Annotated in this window: 20 protein-coding genes, 1 tRNA gene and 1 pseudogene; 8 read left to right on the top strand and 14 right to left on the bottom strand. The window is 61.0% G+C overall.

From position 1 onward, the window contains the following. Positions 1-98: 98 nt before the first annotated feature. The gene (locus HGI47_RS17655) at positions 99-1,433 is read left to right on the top strand and encodes an NAD(P)/FAD-dependent oxidoreductase (RefSeq protein ID WP_240950263.1); all 1,335 of its coding nucleotides are present in this window, start codon (positions 99-101) and stop codon (positions 1,431-1,433) included. Next, complete coding sequence (locus HGI47_RS17650) at positions 1,430-2,212, top strand: DUF1365 domain-containing protein (protein ID WP_168854088.1); 783 nt, start codon at positions 1,430-1,432, stop codon at positions 2,210-2,212. The genes HGI47_RS17655 and HGI47_RS17650 overlap by 4 nt, the downstream gene beginning before the upstream one ends. On the opposite strand, the gene HGI47_RS17645 is transcribed toward HGI47_RS17650, so the two are convergent. From HGI47_RS17645 to HGI47_RS17635, 3 genes are all read right to left on the bottom strand, one after another. After that, complete coding sequence (locus HGI47_RS17645; protein ID WP_168854087.1) at positions 2,196-3,194, bottom strand: inorganic phosphate transporter; 999 nt, start codon at positions 3,192-3,194, stop codon at positions 2,196-2,198. The genes HGI47_RS17650 and HGI47_RS17645 overlap by 17 nt on opposite strands. Before the next feature lie 21 nt (positions 3,195-3,215). Then, positions 3,216-3,863: a DUF47 domain-containing protein gene (locus tag HGI47_RS17640; protein WP_168854086.1), complete on the bottom strand. Its 648-nt coding sequence runs from the start codon at positions 3,861-3,863 to the stop codon at positions 3,216-3,218. Positions 3,864-4,048: 185 nt separating this feature from the next. After that, positions 4,049-5,023 carry a magnesium and cobalt transport protein CorA gene (locus HGI47_RS17635; RefSeq protein WP_168854085.1) on the bottom strand — a complete coding sequence of 325 codons (975 nt, stop codon included), beginning with the start codon at positions 5,021-5,023 and terminating at the stop codon, positions 4,049-4,051. A gap of 87 nt (positions 5,024-5,110) precedes the next feature. Here HGI47_RS17635 and HGI47_RS17630 point away from each other — a divergent pair, with 87 nt between their 5' ends. The 4 genes from HGI47_RS17630 (at position 5,111) to HGI47_RS17615 (ending at position 8,689) form a co-directional block, all read left to right on the top strand. After that, entirely contained in the window at positions 5,111-6,649 is a 1,539-nt protein-coding gene (locus tag HGI47_RS17630) for a flavin-containing monooxygenase (protein WP_370521783.1), read from the top strand. Between the two features lie 40 nt (positions 6,650-6,689). Continuing rightward, positions 6,690-7,451, top strand: a complete 762-nt coding sequence (locus HGI47_RS17625) for a molybdopterin-binding protein (protein ID WP_168854084.1) — start codon at positions 6,690-6,692, stop codon at positions 7,449-7,451. A gap of 4 nt (positions 7,452-7,455) precedes the next feature. Then, the gene (locus HGI47_RS17620) at positions 7,456-8,154 is read left to right on the top strand and encodes a peptidylprolyl isomerase (protein WP_168854083.1); all 699 of its coding nucleotides are present in this window, start codon (positions 7,456-7,458) and stop codon (positions 8,152-8,154) included. Between the two features lie 67 nt (positions 8,155-8,221). Beyond that, positions 8,222-8,689 (top strand): hypothetical protein, encoded by a 468-nt coding sequence (locus HGI47_RS17615; RefSeq protein WP_168854043.1) that lies wholly within the window; start codon positions 8,222-8,224, stop codon positions 8,687-8,689. Here the strand turns inward: HGI47_RS17615 and HGI47_RS17610 are convergent. The 5 genes from HGI47_RS17610 to secE all read right to left on the bottom strand — a co-directional run bounded on the left by HGI47_RS17610 (position 8,673) and on the right by secE (position 11,004). Further along, positions 8,673-8,852, bottom strand: a complete 180-nt coding sequence (locus tag HGI47_RS17610; protein WP_168854082.1) for a hypothetical protein — start codon at positions 8,850-8,852, stop codon at positions 8,673-8,675. The genes HGI47_RS17615 and HGI47_RS17610 overlap by 17 nt on opposite strands. Before the next feature lie 90 nt (positions 8,853-8,942). Continuing rightward, positions 8,943-9,644 carry a 50S ribosomal protein L1 gene (rplA, locus tag HGI47_RS17605; RefSeq protein WP_168854081.1) on the bottom strand — a complete coding sequence of 234 codons (702 nt, stop codon included), beginning with the start codon at positions 9,642-9,644 and terminating at the stop codon, positions 8,943-8,945. A gap of 4 nt (positions 9,645-9,648) precedes the next feature. Next, a complete protein-coding gene (rplK, locus tag HGI47_RS17600) occupies positions 9,649-10,080 on the bottom strand; it encodes a 50S ribosomal protein L11 (protein WP_168854080.1) in 432 nt (143 codons plus the stop codon). A gap of 157 nt (positions 10,081-10,237) precedes the next feature. Continuing rightward, complete coding sequence (gene nusG, locus HGI47_RS17595) at positions 10,238-10,777, bottom strand: transcription termination/antitermination protein NusG (protein WP_168854079.1); 540 nt, start codon at positions 10,775-10,777, stop codon at positions 10,238-10,240. 32 nt (positions 10,778-10,809) lie between these two features. Beyond that, on the bottom strand, positions 10,810-11,004 hold the full coding sequence (gene secE / locus HGI47_RS17590; protein WP_168854078.1) for a preprotein translocase subunit SecE: 195 nt from the start codon (positions 11,002-11,004) through the stop codon (positions 10,810-10,812). A 284-nt stretch (positions 11,005-11,288) separates the two neighbouring features. On the opposite strand from secE, the gene HGI47_RS17585 reads away from it, so the two are divergent. Next, entirely contained in the window at positions 11,289-11,843 is a 555-nt protein-coding gene (locus HGI47_RS17585; protein ID WP_168854077.1) for a hypothetical protein, read from the top strand. Positions 11,844-12,023: 180 nt separating this feature from the next. On the opposite strand, the gene HGI47_RS17580 is transcribed toward HGI47_RS17585, so the two are convergent. Next, a complete protein-coding gene (locus HGI47_RS17580) occupies positions 12,024-12,629 on the bottom strand; it encodes a response regulator transcription factor (protein ID WP_168854076.1) in 606 nt (201 codons plus the stop codon). Positions 12,630-12,838: 209 nt separating this feature from the next. Next, positions 12,839-12,914, bottom strand: a tRNA-Trp gene (locus HGI47_RS17575). Positions 12,915-12,981: 67 nt separating this feature from the next. Here HGI47_RS17575 and aat point away from each other — a divergent pair. After that, positions 12,982-13,758, top strand: coding sequence for a leucyl/phenylalanyl-tRNA--protein transferase (gene aat, locus HGI47_RS17570; protein WP_168854075.1), 777 nt, complete (start codon positions 12,982-12,984; stop codon positions 13,756-13,758). 35 nt (positions 13,759-13,793) lie between these two features. On the opposite strand, the pseudogene HGI47_RS22720 reads toward aat, so the two are convergent. The 4 genes and pseudogenes from HGI47_RS22720 to HGI47_RS17550 all read right to left on the bottom strand — a co-directional run. Beyond that, positions 13,794-14,096, bottom strand: a pseudogene (locus HGI47_RS22720) (DUF2155 domain-containing protein); the annotation flags it as partial. Positions 14,097-14,209: 113 nt separating this feature from the next. Next, positions 14,210-14,623: an NADH:ubiquinone oxidoreductase subunit NDUFA12 gene (locus HGI47_RS17560; RefSeq protein ID WP_168854074.1), complete on the bottom strand. Its 414-nt coding sequence runs from the start codon at positions 14,621-14,623 to the stop codon at positions 14,210-14,212. A gap of 78 nt (positions 14,624-14,701) precedes the next feature. Next, positions 14,702-15,202 (bottom strand): DUF192 domain-containing protein, encoded by a 501-nt coding sequence (locus tag HGI47_RS17555; RefSeq protein WP_168854073.1) that lies wholly within the window; start codon positions 15,200-15,202, stop codon positions 14,702-14,704. Further along, positions 15,186-15,755, bottom strand: a complete 570-nt coding sequence (locus HGI47_RS17550) for a regulatory protein RecX (RefSeq protein ID WP_240950262.1) — start codon at positions 15,753-15,755, stop codon at positions 15,186-15,188. Before HGI47_RS17550 ends, HGI47_RS17555 begins: the two co-directional genes overlap by 17 nt. Positions 15,756-15,933: the final 178 nt, after the last annotated feature.

Here is a 15,933-nt window from a genome sequence, read left to right as displayed (position 1 = left end):
ATCTGTGTCAACCTGTCATCACGGGAACGCTCTAGAACAAGCTTTGGACGGGTAAGGACGCTACGGAAGGCGTGGCGCAGCCTATGGGGGATTGCGATTTGACGAGCGATGAGCGGACGCTGGACATTGCAGTGGTGGGAAGTGGCATATCGGGCCTTTCCGCTGCATGGCTCCTGTCACAGCGGCACCGGGTGACAGTATTCGAAGCGAAAGACCGGCTGGGCGGCCACAGCAATACAGTTCTGACCGATGGCGTGCCGGTCGACACCGGCTTCATCGTCTACAATGAGCGGACATACCCCAATCTCACCGCGCTGTTTCGCCATCTGGACGTGCCTACGCGCGAAACCGTGATGACGTTTGCCGTCTCGCTAGATCACGGCCACCTTGAGTATTCGGGTGATCTGCGCGGGCTATTCGCGCAGCGGCGCAATCTCGTATCGCCGCGATTCTGGTCGATGCTGCGCGATCTGGTGCGGTTCTACAAGGCCGCCCCGCGCGATCTGCCGGAACTGGGCCAACTTGGCCTTGGCGATTACCTTGATGGGCTGGGCTGCGGCGCGGCGTTTCGGGATGATCACCTCTATCCGATGGCCGCCGCGATCTGGTCTACGCCGGTTGCGGACATTCCGCACCATCCCGCCGCCGCCTTCATCCGCTTTTTCGAGAACCACGGGCTGCTCCAATTCCGCGAACGCCCGCGCTGGCGCACCGTGGAGGGGGGTAGCCGGGAATATGTGGAGCGATTGAGCGCGCCTTTTGCCGACCGGATACGGCTGTCCTCGCCCGTGCGGCAGATCCGCCGCTTGCCAGATGGCGTTGAAATTCATGCCGGGAATGGCGCTCAGCGGTTCGATCATGTGGTCGTCGCTACCCATGCCGATCAGGCGCTGACGATGCTGGCAGACCCGGACGCGCTGGAAACACGGCTGCTCGGCGCGTTTCCCTATCGCCGGAACGAAGCGGTGCTGCATTGCGACCCACGGCTGATGCCCCGGCGGCGCAAGGTGTGGTCGGCATGGAATTACGCGGCGGAGCGCGGCAAGGAAGGGCATCGACTGTCGGTCACCTACTGGATGAACCGGTTGCAGCACCTGCCGACAAGCGACGATCTTTTCGTTACGTTGAACCCGCAGGTAAAGCCCGATCCTGAATGCGTCTTGTGGCGCGGCACCTACCATCATCCGGTATTCGATGCGCACGCAGGTGAATCTCAGAGCCGTTTGTGGGCACTTCAGGGAAGACGCAATACATGGTTCTGCGGGGCGTGGTTCGGCGCCGGGTTTCATGAGGATGGGCTTCAATCCGGCTTGGCCGTGGCCGAGCAACTTGGTGGGGTGCGTCGCCCTTGGCAGGTCGAAGACGAATCTGGTCGCATCCATGTAACGCGCGATGCCAGCCTGCCTGAACGTCGCGTGCTGGAACCGGCGTGACCAGCGGCCCTCACGCGCTCTATCGCGGGCAGGTGCTGCACCGGCGTTTGAAGCCAGTCAGGCATGTGCTGCGATACCGCGTGTTTCACCTTTTGCTGGATATAGACCGCATCGATGAACTGTCGGGCCGACTTCGCTTGTTCGCCCGAAACCACTTCAATTTGTTTGCCTTACACGATGCCGATTACACCAAAGGCAAAGGCCTGCGCGTCCATGCTGAAGACCTGCTTCGTGCTGCCGGGATCGAGCCTGACAGCGGCCCTATCCATCTGCTGACGATGCCGCGTCTGCTAGGCTATGCCTTTAACCCGCTGAGTACTTGGTTCTGCCACGATGCGGACGGCACGTTGCGTGCGGTAATCTATGAAGTGTCCAATACGTTTGGCGAACGCCACCATTATGTAATTGCCGCGCAACCCGGCGGGCGTGCGCTGCACCAATCCGCACCCAAGCGGTTTCACGTTTCGCCTTTCCTGCCGATGGAAATGGAATATGCCTTCCGAGTGGGCATACCGAACGATCGACTGGCCATCGGGATCACCGTGTCGGACCGGAGCGGCCCGGTCCTGTCAGCCGTTCACACCGCGCGGCGGGCAGACATCACCGACGGCGCATTGCTTCGCACGGCCATGTCTTATCCGTTGGCGACACTGAAAGTCACCGCAGGCATCCACTGGGAAGCGCTGAAGCTATGGGTCAAGCGCGTGCCACTGTTCCGCAAACCGTCACCATCCACAAACGCTGTAACGGTGGGCAAATCGATCAGAACAGGCGGGTAAGCAAGTAGAACGCCGCTCCGACCGCAGCGCTGGCGGGAATGGTGATGAACCATGCGGTCACCACGCGCTTGGCCACGCCCCAGCGAACTGCGCTAGCCTTGCGTGCGGCACCGGTGCCGATCACGCTGCCGGTGATGGCGTGCGTGGTCGATACCGGAATACCCATTGCGCTGGCTCCGAACACCACGATGGATCCGGCGGACGATGCGCAAAAGCCGGTGTGGTGATTGAGCGGGGTAATCTTGGTTCCCATCGTCTTGATGATCTTCCACCCGCCCGACATCGTGCCCAGCGAAATGGCCAGATAGCACGACAGCACGACCCATTCGGGAATGTGGAATTCGCCCTTCAGGTAGCCGGTGGAATAGAGCAGCACGGTGATGATGCCCATCGTCTTCTGCGCATCGTTGCCGCCGTGGCTGATCGAATAGGCGGCGGACGACAGCAGGTGCATCCCCTTGAAGATACCTTCGGCCCGACGCGGCATGAAGCCCCGGAACAGCCAGCTGGTCAGCAGCACGAACAGCATCGCGAGCGCAAAGCCGATCATGGGTGACATGAATATGGCGACGAAGGTTTCGATGGTCTTCTTGGATTCGATGGCATCGAACCCGCCATGAACCACGCCCGCGCCAAGCAGTCCGCCGATCAGAGCGTGGCTGGAGGAGGATGGAATGCCTTTGAGCCAAGTGACCACGTTCCAGAACATCGCCCCCACCAGCGCGCCGAAAACGACCGCCGGGGTAACGATGTCCTTGTCTATGATGCCTTTGCCGATGGTATCGGCCACATGCAGACCGACCAGCCAATAGGCACCAAAATTGCCCGCCGCCGCGAACAGCACCGCCGCCATAGGCGAAAGCAGCCGCGTGGATACGACCGTGGCGATGGAATTGGCCGCGTCGTGCAAGCCGTTGAGAAAATCAAACGCCAGCGCCAGCGCTATCAGGCCGACCAGCAGCGGAAAAGCAAGTTCGTGCATCGGATCAGCTCCGCCGGGCCATCAGCCGTGATCGATGACCAGCGCGTCGATCTCGTTCGCGACGTCTTCGAAAGCGTCAGCGATCTTTTCGAGGTGCTTGAAAATCTCGCGCGAGACGATGAACGCGATGTGATCGCCATCGGCGCGGTGGCGCTGAAAATTGGCCTTCAGCCCGGCTTGATGGATCAGGTCCACTTCGCCTTCCAGCTTGACGATGCGTTCGGTCAACGCATGAAGACGGCCACCGTTGCGTTCGATATCACGCAGCAGCGGCATGGCTTCGGCAATTAGACCAATAGCTTCCACGATCTTGTCTGCCATCGCCTGCATTTCCGGCTCAAAACCGACAATTTCGTAAAGCTCGATGGCCGAGGCGGCAGCCTGCATTTCGTCGATGGTATCATCCATCGCGCCGATCAGCGAGGTGATGGCACCGCGATCAAACGGCGTGAGGAAGGTGCGGCGGACCGTGAAAAGCACTTCGCGGATGATATCGTCGGCATCGTGTTCGCGATCGCGGATCTTGCCAATCCATTGCACGGCATCGCCATGCGCACGGGTGAGCTTTGCCAAGGCATCGGCTGCGTCAACGCACGCCGCCGCGTGGCGTTCAAACATGCCGAAGAAATCGCCCGATTGGGGCAGAAGGCGCTGAAACCAGCCGAACATCGCTATGCTTCCCGAATTGCCGTGGCGCGGGAAACGAGCGACTCGCCTCCGCAGAATTCGCGCACTAGGGCAGCAACGCCGCTGTCACAATCGCAAACCAGCCGATTTTCCACACTGGGAGTCCGTTTGAAAAATGCCCTGAAAGGCATTTTCATTGCGGCACCAGCGAATTTTCAAACAGACTCTTACAGCCAGCCTATGCGACGGAAGCGCAGCCACAGCCCACCACAAATCGTGATGATGACGCCCCAGACCGCGAAGTAACCATAACGCCACTGCAATTCGGGCAGGTATTCGAAATTCATGCCGTAGATCCCGGCGATGGCCGTAGGGACGGCAAGGATCGCAGCCCAAGCGGCCAGTGCGCGGGTCATCTCGCCTTGCCGGTGCTGTTCGAGCAGGCTGGCGGTTTCGACAATGGCAGCCAGCGTTTCCTTCAGGCTTTGCATTCGCGCCATTGTCCGGCGGACGTGATCGAGCACATCGCGAAACCAAATGCGCGCTTCGGGATCGATGCAGGGCAAATCGGCCTCGACCAGCCGTTCGCACATTTCCTCCATCGGGCCGATCACCCGTTCGAACCGACGAAGCTGGCGACGCAGGCGAAAGATGCGGCGGATCACGGCCTGTTCGGGGAACACGTCAATTGCGGCTTCTTCCATCTGCTGCGCCACATCGTCGAGTTGATCGAGCAAGGGCAGATAACCATCGACGATGAAATCAAGCACGGCATGGAGAATGTAGTCCTGTCCTTCGGCAAGACGGTCCTTCTGCATTTCGATCTGTGTGCGCAGGTCGAAATGGGCGCGCGTGCTGCCAAAGCGGACGGTGATCAGATAGCCGGGGCCGACGAAGAACGCGGTCTGGCCATAGGCGATTTCCTCTTCGCCGGCGAGCTCTGCCGTGCGGGCGACGATGAACAGCGTTTGCCCATAGACTTCAACTTTGGGCATTTGCCGAGGATTGAGCGCGTCCTCCACCGCCAGCGGGTGCAAGGCATATTGCTGCTGAACCAGCGCCATCTCCGCTGCGGCGGGTTCGCACAGGCCGATCCAGTCGAATGCCCCTGCGGGCAAGACAGGTGGCGGATTGCCATCGACCACAAGGTTCGGTTCGGCAACGGCACCATTGCAATAGCGGCGGGCAGCGATCACGGTCATGCGGCAATCAGTGGCAAATGCGGGCGGGACTCGCAATTACGGAAGAACGTGCTAACATTGCTGTAAATATAACGTGGAGAGATCGCCGTGGGAGCATACCAGCCCTCCATCGCCGCTGATGCGAAACCCGATGTTGATGTTCTGATCGTCGGCGCGGGCATTTCCGGCATCGGCATGGCCGCGCATATGCAGATGCTCTGCCCTGATCGCAGCTATGCCATCGTGGAACGACGCGGGCAGATTGGCGGCACTTGGGACTTGTTCCGTTATCCAGGCGTCAGATCGGATTCCGACATGCACACACTGGGCTTCGTGTTCGAGCCTTGGCGGCATGAAAAATCCATCGCGGATGGCCCTTCGATCCTTGAATATCTGAACCGCATCGCGGACGAACGCGATATCCGCCGCCATATCCGCTTTGACAGCAAAGTTCTGAGCGCGGACTTCGACAGCGCGACTGCGCAGTGGGTGGTTCTGCTGGAAGGCAAGGATGGCGAACATCGCCGGATGACCGCGCGCTGGCTCTATCTGGGTTCGGGCTATTACGATTACGACAAGCCTTATGAAGCGACGTTCGCGGGGCGCGAGGACTTCAACGGAGAGATCGTGCATCCGCAGTTCTGGCCGGAAAACTTCGATTACACCGGCAAGCGCGTGGTGGTGATCGGATCGGGCGCGACGGCAGTGACCATCGTGCCTTCGATGGCAGACAAGGCCGCACACGTGACGATGCTACAACGCACGCCGACGTGGTATGGCATTCGCCCCGCAAAAGACGGTATCGCCAATTTTCTGCGCAAGTTCCTGCCAGCAGAACTCGCCTATCGCATCACGCGGTTCAAGAATGTGCGGTTGCAGAACCTCGTGTTCAAAAAGGCGCGAACCCAGCCCGAAAAGGTCAAGGCGTTCCTGACCAAGCGGATCAAGGCCGCGCTGGGCGACAAGTACGACGAGAAGGCATTCACCCCGCCCTATAACCCGTGGGAGCAGCGGCTATGCCTGGTGCCTGATGCCGACCTGTTCGAAGCGATCCGTGCGGGCAAGGCCAGCGTGGTGACAGACAATATCGACCGATTCGACGCTACTGGTATCCGGCTCAAATCGGGCAAGCATCTGGAAGCCGACGTGATTGTGACGGCGACTGGCCTGAAAATGGTCATGGCCGGGAAGATCGCGCTGAGTGTCGACGGGGTGCCTGTCGATTTTGCCGACCGCTATTATTACAAGGGCGCGATGTTCTCGAACGTGCCGAACATGGCGGCGGTGTTTGGCTATCTCAACGCTTCGTGGACGCTTCGGGCCGATATCAACGCGCGCTATGTGTGCGATGTGCTGAACGCGATGAAGACGCAAGGGATGGAAATTGCGGTGCCCAAGCTCGCACCCAATCACCATCTCGATGAAGACAATATCTACGATTTCTCATCAGGCTATATCGAGCGGGCACGGCATCTGCTGCCCAAATCGGCCAGCGATATGCGCTGGAGGCTGAATCAGGATTACGTGCGCGACCGGGCATGGATGCGCGACGACCCGATTGAGGACGGCGTGTTGCAGTTCGGCCATGCTCGCCCGGCGGCCCATGCGGGGACGCCGCACGAAGGGGAGATGGAAGCGGCCGAATAGCGCTTTTGCGGCGGCGGGCCATGCGGTATCCCTGCCGGATATGAGCACCGAATCCCGCATCTGGACCGCCGCGCTGGTGGTGGTTGGCGACGAAATCCTTTCCGGCCGCACGCAGGACAAGAACATTGCGCAAGTGGCAACGTGGCTTGGCGTGCAGGGCATCCGCTTACGCGAAGTGCGCGTGGTGCCCGATGACGTGGACGCCATCATCGAAGCCGTGAACACGCTGCGGGCGCGCAACGACTATCTGTTCACAACCGGTGGTATCGGGCCGACGCATGATGACATCACGGTCGATGCCGTGGCGGCGGCCTTGGGCGTGGGCGTGGTGATCCACCCCAAGGCACGCGCTATCCTCGAAAGCTATTATGCCACTCGCGGCGGGCTGAACGATGCGCGGCTGCGCATGGCGCGGGTGCCCGATGGCGCAGATCTGATCGAGAACCGCGTTTCGGGCGCGCCGGGGATCCGGGCGGGCAACGTGTTCCTGATGGCGGGCGTGCCGGGAATCACCGCGCAGATGCTCGACAGTTTGACCGGTCAGTTGGAAGGCGGGCTGCCGCTGCTGTCCACCACCATCGGCTGCTGGGTGGCCGAAAGCGAGATCGCAGACTTGCTGCGCGAAACCGAAAAGGCATTCGAAGGCGTTCAGATTGGCAGCTATCCGTTCTTCCGCGAGGGGCGCACCGGCGCGAACTTCGTGATCCGTTCGGTAAGCAATGAGCAGCTTGGCGCTTGCGCGGCGGAACTGGAGCGCGGCCTTGACGCACTGGGCCGTGCGCCGGTGGCAGGAGGGATCTGAGCCGATGTTTTCAAGACGCCTCGCTCTGCTTGCCCCATTGGCCGTGCTGCTGGTGGCCGCTGCGCCGGTGAAGAAACGGGTTGTGCCAGCGCGCCCGGCAGCGCCTGCCTATCCGGCGCCGTCGAAGGCCCCCCTCCCCGACAAGGTGCGCGTGGCGCTGGAGACTGAGGCCGGACGGATCGTGGTGGAGTTGGACGTGAAGCGCGCGCCTGCCAGTGCCACCAATTTCGTCCGTTATGCCGAAACGAAGCGGTTCGATGGCACGGTGTTCTACCGCGCGATGCACCTGAAATGGGGTGAGCAGCCCAATGGCCTGATTCAAGCGGGCACACGCGGCGATCCGAAGCGCAACCTTTCGCCCATCGCGCACGAGCCGACCGACCAGACCGGCGTGCTGCACAAGGCAGGGACGCTTTCGATGGCCCGCTATGCCCCCGGCACGGCCACGGGAGATTTCTCGATCATGGTGTCGGATCAGCCAGGGCTGGACGCGCAGCCGGAGTCCGCCGATCCCGAAGCGAAGGCTGGATATGCCGCGTTCGGGCAGGTGATCGAAGGCATGGATGTGGTGAAGGCGATTTTCGCGGCTCCAATTTCGGAAACCGAGGGCGAAGGGATCATGCGCGGGCAGATTCTGGCCAAGCCGGTGAAAATCGTGACCGCGCGCCGCTTGCCGGAGCCGGTCGCTGCGCCTGCGCCCTGAGCCGCTACTGCTGCTGGCCCTGCTCGGTGCGTGTACCACGTCCGCGCTGCCTGACTTCGAGCAAGCGTTGGCCGCGAACGACAGTGCCACCGTGACGCTGGGGCATTGGTGTGACGCGCGCCGGATAGCCGATCCGCCCGCAATCCGCGCACTGGCGGACCGGACCGCGCAATCCGATGCGTCCCCCGCGATCCGCGCCACTCTTGGGGTTAGCGAAAGCGATGCAGTGGGTTACCGGCATGTCCGGCTGGCCTGTGGCAACACCGTGCTGTCCATCGCGCACAACTGGTATGTGCCAGCGCGGCTGACGCCGGAGATGAACCGCGCGCTGGAAAGCAGCGAAACGCCCTTCGGCAAAGTCGTCGCGCCGCTGGGATTCTCGCGGGAGCGATTGGCCTCGCAGCGCGGGCCGATGGCGGAATGTCCCGTCGGAACGATCCTATCGCATAGAGCCGTGCTGAAACTGGCCGACGGGCGTGCGATCAGCCTTGTTGTGGAATGCTACACCCGTGCCAACATCAGGGGCGCGGATTGACGGTCCAGTCTCCCACCGCGCCTTCCATTGCCGCATCGGCATAGGCTTCGAGTTCGCGCCAGTGCCGATCCCAGCCGGGACCGCGCTTTTCAGGCGGGATCAGCGCCTCCACCTGCAGGCGCGCAATGGTTACAGGATTTTGCGAAGTCTCTGCGTCGGGCATCCCCCGCTCCTATACGCCTTCGTCAGACAGAAAAAGGGCCGGAGAGGTTTCCCTCCCCGGCCTTCTTTTTCTTGCGTCATTCAGACGGACTTAGCCGCCATGAACCTGGGCAACGTCGATCTTCAGGCCGGGGCCCATCGACGAGGACAGACCGACCTTGCGGACGTACTTGCCCTTGGCACCAGCCGGCTTCGCCTTGACGATCGCATCAACGAAAGCGTCAAAGTTGGCGCGCAGCGCTTCGTCCGAGAACGAGAGCTTGCCGATACCGCCGTGGATGATGCCGGCCTTTTCGACGCGGAATTCGATCTGGCCGCTCTTGGCAGCCTTGACCGCATCAGCGACGTTCGGGGTGACAGTGCCAAGCTTCGGGTTCGGCATCAGGCCCTTCGGACCCAGCACCTTGCCGAGGCGGCCGACGATGCCCATCATGTCGGGCGTCGCGATCACGCGGCCATAGTCGAGGTTGCCGTTCTGCATGTCTTCGAGCAGATCTTCGGCACCGACTTTGTCAGCGCCAGCGGCGAGAGCAGCTTCGGCCTTGTCGCCACGGGCGAACACGGCGACCTTCACGTCCTTGCCGGTGCCCGAAGGCAGCGAAACCATGCCACGGACCATCTGGTCGGCGTGGCGCGGATCGACGCCGAGGTTCAGCGAAACTTCAAGGCTTTCGTCGAACTTGGCGCTCTTGAGATCCTTGAGAAGCTTGATCGCTTCGTCAACGCCATAGAGCTTCTGGTTGTCGCCCAGCTTTTCGGTCAGCGACTTCTGCTTCTTGGTCAGGTTGGCCACAGTCTCAGCCCTCCACCACGGTGAGGCCCATCGCGCGAGCGGAGCCTTCGATGATCTTCGTTGCGGCGTCGATGTCGTTCGCGTTCAGGTCCTTCATCTTGGCCTGTGCGATGTCAGCGAGCTGCGCGCGGGTGATCGTGCCGGCCGAAGCCTTGCCCGGAGTCTTGGAACCCGACTTGATGCCAACGGCCTTCTTGATGAAGAAGGTTGCGGGCGGGGTCTTGGTCACGAAGGTGAACGAACGGTCGGCATAGACCGTGATCACGGTGGGGAGCGGCGTGCCCTTTTCCACTTCCTGCGTGGCAGCGTTGAACTGCTTGCAGAATTCCATGATGTTGACGCCGCGCTGACCCAGCGCCGGGCCGATCGGCGGAGCAGGCTTTGCTTCACCGGCTGCAACCTGCAGCTTGATGTAACCTTCAATTTTCTTGGCCACGATGGCCTCCTTTCTTCCTGTCGAGGGCCAAGGCCCCCTCAGAGTGAGCGGTCAAACGCCCCGGCAAACCGGGACTCCCGCACGGAATCACCGCCATTTCAGGCAGTGAAGCGCGGGCCGATAAGGCTATCGGCCCGCAAATGCAAGTGTTGCAGGATCAACCGCGAACAAGTTCGACTTCCTCGAAGCCCAGTTCCACCGGCGTTGCGCGCCCGAAGATCGACACCGAAACCTTCACGCGGCTCTTGTCGAAGTCCAGTTCTTCGACCACGCCGTTGAACGAGGCGAAGGGGCCTGCGTTGACCTTGACCGAATCGCCAATTTCGTAATCGACGGCGACGTTCTTGCGCGGTTCGGCAGCCGCCTGTTCGCGCGCGCCGAAATAGCGGGCGGCTTCCTTGTCCGAAATCGGCTGCGGCTTGTTGTTTGTGCCGAGGAAGCCGGTAACCTTCGGCGTGTTCTTTACGAGGTGATAGATATCGTCGTTCATCGCCAGCTTGGCGAGAACGTAACCGGGCATAAACTTGCGTTCGACCTGAACCTTCTTGCCGCGCTTCACTTCCGTTACGGTTTCGGTCGGAACTTCGACTGCTTCGACGAGCTGCGACAGACCGATGCGCTCGGCTTCGGAAATGATCGCTTCCTTCACCTTGTTCTCGAAACCGGAATAGGCGTGAATGATGTACCAGCGGGCCATATCTTACTCTCTCAGGTCCTGTAGGTTTTTGTTCAGGCGAGCGACAGCAGGAACTTGACCGCCATGCCGAACAGCGAGTCAATTCCGAGGAAAAACACGGCGAGCAGCAGCATCATGATGCCGACGAAGATCGCGGTGGTAGTGGTTTCCTGACGGGTCGGCCAGACGACCTTGCGCGCTTCCGCCTTTACCTGGTTGAAGAATTCGCCGGGGCTGGTCTTGGCCATTGCTCGAACGCCTTGCTTGCTGCGACTTGTGCCGCGTTGAAACTCGTTTCTTCCGCCTAGGGGACATCGCCGCCCCGGACGTGTCCGGGAGGGGCTGGCGATTTTCCGATGTCGGAAGTTCCTTTCATCTAGTCGCGATACCGCGAAATGGCAAGGGCGCGACAAACGATGGGCTGCCCCGCGGTTCGGGCAGGGCGAAGCACACCACCGGAACCACCCGCGTCCTTGGCCAGTTGTGAGCCTGAAGGAAAATTCGGGTTGAAACCCGCTGAAAGGAAGCGAAAATGAAACATATCATTCTCCCCCTCGTCGCGCTCGCTACGGCGGGAACAGCTCATGCACAAAGCGGTCAGGTTTCTGCCGGTGGATCGGCGCAGACTGGCGCGCAGGCATCTGTTGGTAATGGCACTGCCACCAGCACAACCGGGGCAGGCGTCAGCGGCAGCGGCCAGGCACAGAACGGCAATGGCGTTGCTGGCAACGTAGCCGGGGCAGCCCAGGTCGACAATACCACGCAGGCTGATACCCAGTCTGTCGAACGCAAGGTGGATGCGACTGCTGACCGCGCAAAGCGCACCACCGAGGCCACAGCAGACCGCGCTAAGCGCAAGGCTGACGCTACTGCGCAGCGTGCCGCACGCACCACGGATCGCGTAGCACGCGGTGCAGATCGCAAGCTGGATAGCGTAGCCAACTCCGGCGCACTCGATTCGGCCGTTTCAGGTCAGGGCGCGATTGGCGGACAGATCAGCGGTGGCAGCATGGGCGCAGCAGGATCGCTGGGCGGCGGTTTAACCACCGGCGTGACTGGTCGCGCAGGCGGGTTACTTGGCAACTGATGCGATCATGCGCGACAAAGCGTGCGATTTGCATAGCACTGCGTGATATCGTTCTGGCTTTGCCAGATTATCAGACATAGATTGATTGAGTTCTCAAGCGAACCAGACGCATGAGACGAGACTCGGGGCGGATGCGAAAGCAGCCGCCCCGTTTTTTCATGCTTCTACGGCGTCGGTCACTTAATTGATCGAATTGGCGTCGAGTCTCAGGCGAATGGCATGAGCAGAGGATTTGGCACCCAATTTGGCCATCATTTTCATGCGGTGAATTTCGACCGTGCGGGGACTGATTTCAAGGTGCCGGGCAATTTCCTTGTTCGACAGCCCTTCCACCAGCAATTCGAGCACTTCTCGTTCGCGCTGCGAAAGCGCGCCTACCAATGCACGCGCGCTGGCATGGCGCGTGCGGGCGCCAAGCATTGTAGCGCCTTCGTTATAGCACTTGTGAACCTTCGTGATGAGCGCGGCCGGGGCAACCGGTCCGACCATGTAGTCCATGACACCAGCTTTCACACTGCGAACGATTCGATCAGCATTGATGTTTTCGGCATAAGCCAGAACGGGAAGCCACACACCTCGCCGACCGAGCATTTCGGTAACAGCAACTGCAGAACAACCGCCATCTTCCAGCACGAGAACTACACCGTCCTGCGGAATGTGGCGCCCCAGTTCAGCGACATCGCTGTAAACCTCGGCATGGTGTCCGCACCCGAAAATCATGCGAGAAACGATCTCAACGGATACCGTATCCGCGCCCATCGTTTCACGATCTTGCAAGCGAACCATGTGAACCCCCTAAGCAAAACCCCCTTTCGAGGATCGACATAGGGAATGTGTCATGAAGCCGTTAACCATAACCGGCACTTCAATGTAGGCGATTGCACTAAGGAACTGTACCTAAAGTGCAGATGATCGTCGCGCATCGAGCTCCACGATGCAGCGGGATGTGTGGACACACTCCCTTGGAAAGGGAATATCACCCTTGAAAAGGGATTTGGCAGGAGTGGAGGGACTCGAACCCACGGCCCTCGGTTTTGGAGACCGATGCTCTACCAACTGAGCTACACTCCTGTGCTCGACGCGCCCTTAGAGGGTTGACGCGGGGGATGCAACCGACCGAAACACATTCTTGCACATTATGGCCAGAAACGACCCCTACGCTATCCCGCCAGAGCTTCTGCTCAAGGCTTATCGTGCCGGGATTTTCCCGATGGCTGATAGCCGCGACGATCCCGAAGTTTTCTGGGTGGAGCCGAGAATGCGGGCGATTCTGCCGCTGGCCGGCTTCCATCTCTCGCATTCTCTAGCGCGCACGCTGCGGCGGGGACGTTTTACGGTAACCTGCAACGCGGCTTTCGAAGCGGTGATCGATGCCTGCGCTGCCCCGCGCGCCGGGGCCGAAGAAAGCTGGATCAGCGCGCGAATCCGCGACAGCTATATTGGCCTGTACGAACATGGCCATGCGCATTCCATCGAATGCTGGCGCGACGGACGGCTGGTTGGCGGGCTTTATGGCGTGGGATTCGCCCGTGTATTCTGCGGCGAATCGATGTTCAGTCGGGAGACCGATGCGTCCAAGGTAGCGCTGGCGTGGCTCGTTGCTTCCATGCGCAGAATAGGTGCGGAGCTACTGGATTGCCAGTTCACCACGGCACACCTTGCCTCACTGGGTGCCGTGGAAATTCCGCAAAGCCAGTATCTGCAACTGCTGTCTGCAGCGCAGCGGCCTTATTCGACAGCAGAGTTGGATTCGGCGCGGGCGCTTGCAGAGGATGCGGGTGCCGGGCTTGCTGTTGGCACTGGCGAAGCTGCCGTGCTGGGCCTGCCAGCGGGATTTTCGGCCTTGCGCTCCGATTCGCTCGGCTCTTCCTCGCCGGGGAAGCTCATCGCGCAGTCTTTGACCCATACGTCATAGACCGGATGCTCGACCACGTTGAGCGAAGGCGAATTGCGGAACAGCCAGCCCGAAAAGACCTTGCGCCATGCCAAGGGTTGATCGGTGGTCGCCCGCTCTTCCACGAACAACTGAACAAAAGCGCCTGTTTCGGGCGGATCTTCCCACGGCGCAGTCTTTTCGCACGTGGCGAGTTTGACAATGGCATTGCCGATCCGGCGTGATTCGCCGCTCTTCAGCACCACGTCCTGCGTGATATTGTTGCGCTTGTTCAGGAAGCCCAGCGTTGCCACGCGATCCTTGATCGGGGTGCCAAACTCGCTTTCCACCGCGGGGCCGGACGACGCCACGGTCGGCATACCTGTTTCCACAGCCTCGGGCGGCGGCGGAGCCGACTTTTCACCGCATCCGGCAAGCGCCAGCACGCTCGCAATTGCGAGAGCGCGCCATGCCATCGATGCAGCAGAAAGCATCAGGCTTCCGGTGCCCACGCTTCGTAATCACCCGTAGCCGCGGCACGATGGCCCCCGCGTTCGAGCGCGCCCTGAGGGCGGTAGGCCGTGACGGTGCCGGTAGCATTGGGCGTATATTCGGCTTCCCAGATGCGCGGCGGCGGCAGATTGCTTTCGGGCACGCCATCGAAAGAGCCGTGCAGCCAGCCATGCCATTCAGAAGGCACGCGACTGGCATCGTTCGAACCATTGTAGATCACCCAGCGGCGTTCGCGCCCGGCAAAGGGATGCCCTTTGGGATAGGGCTTCTTTGCGCGGTAATAGGCATTGCCCTGCGCGTCAGTGCCGACCTGCTCGCCCTTGAGCGCGCTGTCGAGCATGGTGCCGAAGGTGGCGCCGTCCCACCAGGTGAAGATCTTGCCGAGGATGCTCATGATACCTGCCTTGGATATTGGGCGCGCTTAGCCGCTGATAGGGGGTGTCGGCAAGCGCGTAGATGTGCGGGCCAGCATTTACCAGTCCACCTTGTCGCCCGGCTGGATGCCCAGCTTTGCCGCCAGACCGCCGTTTATTTCGAACACGGCCAGAGTAGGCCCGCCCGATATCAGCGGTGTTTCGTCATAAGGGACCGCATTGGCGGCAATATTGATGATCCTCCGGTCCAGCCCGACGAAGATCAGGTCCAGCGGGATAACCGTGTTGCGCATCCAGAAAGAGGCGCGATCCGGCGGGTTGCGCAGGAAGATCATGCCTTCATCGTCGGCCAACCGGGTGCGGAACATAAGCCCTTTGGCCTGCTCTGCCGATGTGCGCGCATATTCTGCCTTGAATACGCGGGCCTTGCCGCCCGTGGTGATCGTGACGGGACCGACCTTCAGTCCCGAAATCGGATGAACCGAAGGCGTGACTGCGGTGGCAGCCGGGGCTTTTGTGCCAGCATCGGCCGCGCCGGGGGAACAACCAGCCATCAGGGCCAGTGCGGCCAGTGCGAGAGTTCTAATCGCCTGCTTCATCGATCCATTCTTCCAAGGCTTGCTGCGACACGGCATTCACCACCTCGCGCACGAGTGCAAGGGGGTGACCGGCGCGCAGCATGGCCGCGACCTGCTTTTCGCGCACCGCCGGGTCAAGCCTTGCGCCTTCTTCCCTCACCCCGAACGGGCCGAAGCGGCGCTTGCGCGCCATGATAAGCGCTGCGTGCCTGCGCTCCCTCTCGGTCCCGCGCGCTTCTTCGCGCAAGGGTTCGGCAATGCCCGCCGCGCCCAACGCCTGATCGATCCGCCGCGCGCCATATCCACGCCGTAACAGGCCTTGTGCCTTGCCGCGCGCAAACACCGCGTCATCGATATAGCCAAGGTCTGTGAACCGAGTGACAATAGCGTCGATGTCAGGTTCACCCTCCCCTTCCCATCCGCGTTCGCGCAGCTTGCGCCGCAGGTAATCCGAAAGTTTGCCCGCGCTCGTTGCAAAGCGCGCGACATAGGACAGGGCCAATTCGTCAAGCTTTTGCCGGGTTAGCGGCCTTGGCGCGCGCTTCTCACGCGGGTGGCGGTCCTTTCGGCCCATCCTGCCAGTGGGCATATCGGGGGAATTGTGATCCATCCGCCACATTCGTGCCACAGTCGCCGCTAAATGAGAACGTCCGTACCGTGACTGTACCGGATTGGTCGTTGTTTTCCTGTCACGGAGCAGTCATGGGCCATTCACCTGCGGTCGCAGAATGGGCTTGCAGGACGATAGAAGA

Source organism: Novosphingobium sp. ERN07 (genome assembly GCF_012641335.1).
Taxonomy (GTDB): Bacteria; Pseudomonadota; Alphaproteobacteria; order Sphingomonadales; family Sphingomonadaceae; genus Novosphingobium.
The sequence above is the reverse complement of the archived record's forward strand: the minus strand, read 5'-3'. Positions and strand labels throughout refer to the sequence as shown.

Excerpts from the sequence above, each read along its gene's own strand:
- HGI47_RS17635 (WP_168854085.1), bottom strand. The coding sequence starts at position 5,023 with ATGACCGTGATCGCTGCCCGCCGCTATTGCAATGGTGCCGTTGCCGAA.
- HGI47_RS17580 (WP_168854076.1), bottom strand. The coding sequence starts at position 12,629 with ATGGTTCGCTTGCAAGATCGTGAAACGATGGGCGCGGATACGGTATCC.
- HGI47_RS17620 (WP_168854083.1), top strand. The coding sequence starts at position 7,456 with ATGTTTTCAAGACGCCTCGCTCTGCTTGCCCCATTGGCCGTGCTGCTG.
- HGI47_RS17555 (WP_168854073.1), bottom strand. The coding sequence starts at position 15,202 with ATGAAGCAGGCGATTAGAACTCTCGCACTGGCCGCACTGGCCCTGATG.
- HGI47_RS17585 (WP_168854077.1), top strand. The coding sequence starts at position 11,289 with ATGAAACATATCATTCTCCCCCTCGTCGCGCTCGCTACGGCGGGAACA.
- HGI47_RS17550 (WP_240950262.1), bottom strand. The coding sequence starts at position 15,755 with ATGGGCCGAAAGGACCGCCACCCGCGTGAGAAGCGCGCGCCAAGGCCG.
- HGI47_RS17610 (WP_168854082.1), bottom strand. The coding sequence starts at position 8,852 with ATGCCCGACGCAGAGACTTCGCAAAATCCTGTAACCATTGCGCGCCTG.
- HGI47_RS17625 (WP_168854084.1), top strand. The coding sequence starts at position 6,690 with ATGAGCACCGAATCCCGCATCTGGACCGCCGCGCTGGTGGTGGTTGGC.
- HGI47_RS17640 (WP_168854086.1), bottom strand. The coding sequence starts at position 3,863 with ATGTTCGGCTGGTTTCAGCGCCTTCTGCCCCAATCGGGCGATTTCTTC.
- HGI47_RS17560 (WP_168854074.1), bottom strand. The coding sequence starts at position 14,623 with ATGAGCATCCTCGGCAAGATCTTCACCTGGTGGGACGGCGCCACCTTC.
- nusG (WP_168854079.1), bottom strand. The coding sequence starts at position 10,777 with ATGGCCCGCTGGTACATCATTCACGCCTATTCCGGTTTCGAGAACAAG.
- HGI47_RS17645 (WP_168854087.1), bottom strand. The coding sequence starts at position 3,194 with ATGCACGAACTTGCTTTTCCGCTGCTGGTCGGCCTGATAGCGCTGGCG.
- aat (WP_168854075.1), top strand. The coding sequence starts at position 12,982 with ATGGCCAGAAACGACCCCTACGCTATCCCGCCAGAGCTTCTGCTCAAG.
- secE (WP_168854078.1), bottom strand. The coding sequence starts at position 11,004 with ATGGCCAAGACCAGCCCCGGCGAATTCTTCAACCAGGTAAAGGCGGAA.